Here is a 2,755-nt window from a genome sequence, read left to right as displayed (position 1 = left end):
TAGAAATCCATCTGTAACTTGAGCCATACTGTGGCTTATCGGGTGGGTCAATTTTCAGTGCAAATCCCGGGTCAATATTCGGCGCAAATTAACATCGAGAATATCCAGTGGGCAGGAGCTTGGCCCCAGGACGTCTTTAATCTCGTCGCCAAGAAGGGTTGGTGTCTGGTATTCCAGCTTTTCTATAAGGTGGTGCTCAAAGTTGCTGGCATAATTATCGAACGTTTCGCGTACATAAGCAGCTGGCGCACGTTCGCTATTCACTTGCTCAAGCGCGTTTAATAAATGTCTGGTACTTTCATCGTCCGGTTGCAGTTCCAGCACTTTCCGATAGCAGGCGGCAGCTTCTGCTCGATTTCCCATGGACTCATGAATCAAAGCCAGGTTGTTATATAACGCGGATATGCCAGGTTGCCGGGCTATGGCTTGCTGGTAATGCTGAATCGCGTCATCCAGCTTGCCATTTGCACGCAGGGCGATGCCAATCTGGCAGAGCAGGGCTGGGTTGTCAGGGGCAAATTCGAGTGCCTGACGATAACATTCAAGTGCACCTTCAAAATTGCGTTGTCTATGCAGGGTTTCGCCCAGTGCCAGATAGGCATCCAGGTAGCTGGGGTTGAGTGTTATGGCGCTTTTGAAGCGTAAAAGTGCCTCGTCCGACTTGCCCAGTTCGCGTAGTGTAAGCCCGATGTTGCGCTCTGCCTCAGGAAAATTCGGCTGGAGTGAGAGCGCTTTTTCATAATGGGAATAGGCTTTATCCAGCTTGCCCATGGCTCGGCACACTTCACCAAAATTGTTGTAAAAATTGGCTACATTAGGGTTGAGGCTAATTGCTTTCTCTATCAATGGGTAGGCCAACGCATGTTTGCCAGTCTGATGCATGATAACGCCTTGCAAATGCAGGGCATCGATGTGGCTTGGCTGCTGTTGCAGAATGAGTTGATAGATTTCTGAAGCTTTGCGAAGTTGGCCTAGTTGATGATGTTGAATGGCGATCTGTAGGGCATTAGGTATGGGGATGATGCCTCTGCCTGGCAGGCTCAGCACCGCATCTTTGCTGGTTTGAAACGCTTGTGCCGAGGATGTGGTTTTTTTACTTGCGCAGCAGTGCTTGAATTTTTTTTCGCTTCCGCAGGGGCATGGCTGATTTCTGCTTGGGGCTAGCATAGTTATTTACCTGGCTAAATATTTGATCAATTATGCTAAACGATTGAATATCGCATAACTCATCAATGAACCTTGAGGTTGAAATATTTTTTGATATTAACAGAATTTGGAGCGGAAATTGATCATGTAAATCTTCAGCGGCTTCTGGTAGCATCCCGGCGCGTCAAATGTAGTTGGTGCAGGCGTGGATAGGAACAAAGGGGGTTAGAACCCTTATAATTTCAGCATATATTGACATCAAGCGTAACAGAATGATACGTCGGCTTTTTCGTCATCCATCATGGAACGAAGGGGTTGTCATGTGGAAGACTTCGGGCTCCAATTTGTTCCCTTGAAGTAGGCGAGGCACAACAAAGGGGTAAGAACCCTTAAACAATAGACATCAACGAGTTACAGTAACAATTGGTGAGAAAAATAATAGGTGGAAACCTCAGGGACCACGGTTTTCTGGTAACCTTCAAGGGTTACTCCCTCATTGATTTTCCACATGTCCCGCCTCGATCTTCCTGATATTTCCTAGCACCTGATCCAGCGTGGCAATAACCGTCAGGCGTGTTTCTTCTCCAATGAGGATTATTGCTTCTATCTTGAATGGCTGACCGAGGCACCGCTGGGCGGGCGACCGATGATGCCGCGCAGTCAGAGGGCTTCCGAGCAGAATGCACCTGGTGTGACAATCCGCGTTCGGCCAAAGCTTCCTCGCTGTAGCAGGCCGGCCCGATGATCTCCAGTGACCAGATAGTCCGCCTCCCCTGCGAGTGCCATCGCGAGCAGAAACGTATCGTTCGGATCGTCCGCCTCAACGTCCGATGTGAGCCGATCCAGCACGATTGCGCGCTGGAGATTGTTGATCATTGCGCCCACTTGGTGTGGTTGCAATACCGCTTTGAATTTGGGGTAACGGCTGGCACGGCGCAGTTCGTCAAGTTGCGCCAGTGATGTGACCACCTCGAATTTGGCGGCACGCCAGGCGCGGTAAATTGCATCTGGCGCACCATGTGGCGAGATGAGTGCGGAGAGCAAGACGTTTGTATCGAGTACGACCCGCATCAGTGGTTACGTGCCCATTGCACGGCTTCGTCAACCATGGCGGTCAGATCTCCCTCGCTCACGGCGGCGTTGGCCGTTTTCACCTGCTCTGCAGTCAGCTCCAGAATGTGGGCGCGCACGGCTTCCTCAATAAAGCGTGACAGATCGCCTTTTCGGCCGCCACCCTGGCTGGCAAGGAACATGCGAAGCGATTGATCGGTGTCCGGAGAAACTGCAATATTCCAGCGTATCTGGCTCATGATTATTCCTTGATCGGTGTTTAGGTGTTTGTATGTTTATACACCAAGATGAGACTGGCTTCAAGATGGGTGCATTCCAACAAAGGGGTAAGAACCCTTATAATTTCAGCATATATTGACATAGCAAAATAAAGGGGTCAGACCCTTTATTATTTCAGCAAAAATAGCAAAATAAAGGGGTCAAAAAATAATAGGGGACAGACTCCAATGGCACTAACTTAAGAGAAGTATCTTTCCGATCATAGAGATAGAGAGGGGCTGAGAGCCTTGTCGCGTTACCATGCGGGTGTCGAATCCGT

The 2,755-nt window shown here is 49.5% G+C and carries 3 protein-coding genes; all 3 read right to left on the bottom strand.

Going from position 1 to position 2,755, the window contains the following annotated elements; genetic code table 11:
- Nucleotides 1-54 precede the first annotated feature (54 nt).
- The gene (locus SCT_RS14320; RefSeq protein ID WP_059424307.1) at nucleotides 55-1,167 is read right to left on the bottom strand and encodes a tetratricopeptide repeat protein; all 1,113 of its coding nucleotides are present in this window, start codon (nucleotides 1,165-1,167) and stop codon (nucleotides 55-57) included.
- Between the two features lie 639 nt (nucleotides 1,168-1,806).
- On the bottom strand, nucleotides 1,807-2,217 hold the full coding sequence (locus tag SCT_RS14315) for a putative toxin-antitoxin system toxin component, PIN family (RefSeq protein ID WP_059424304.1): 411 nt from the start codon (nucleotides 2,215-2,217) through the stop codon (nucleotides 1,807-1,809).
- Nucleotides 2,217-2,456, bottom strand: a complete 240-nt coding sequence (locus tag SCT_RS14310) for a ribbon-helix-helix domain-containing protein (RefSeq protein WP_059424302.1) — start codon at nucleotides 2,454-2,456, stop codon at nucleotides 2,217-2,219. The genes SCT_RS14315 and SCT_RS14310 overlap by 1 nt, the downstream gene beginning before the upstream one ends.
- Nucleotides 2,457-2,755 lie beyond the last annotated feature (299 nt).

This window comes from Sulfuricella sp. T08 (assembly GCF_000971475.1).
Classification (GTDB): Bacteria; Pseudomonadota; Gammaproteobacteria; order Burkholderiales; family Sulfuricellaceae; genus Sulfuricella.
This window is presented reverse-complemented; position numbering and strand designations above follow the sequence as displayed.

What these genes read in the sequence shown, in the direction of transcription:
- SCT_RS14320 (WP_059424307.1), bottom strand. Translation starts at nt 1,167, where the DNA reads ATGCTAGCCCCAAGCAGAAATCAGCCATGCCCCTGCGGAAGCGAAAAA.
- SCT_RS14315 (WP_059424304.1), bottom strand. Translation starts at nt 2,217, where the DNA reads ATGCGGGTCGTACTCGATACAAACGTCTTGCTCTCCGCACTCATCTCG.
- SCT_RS14310 (WP_059424302.1), bottom strand. Translation starts at nt 2,456, where the DNA reads ATGAGCCAGATACGCTGGAATATTGCAGTTTCTCCGGACACCGATCAA.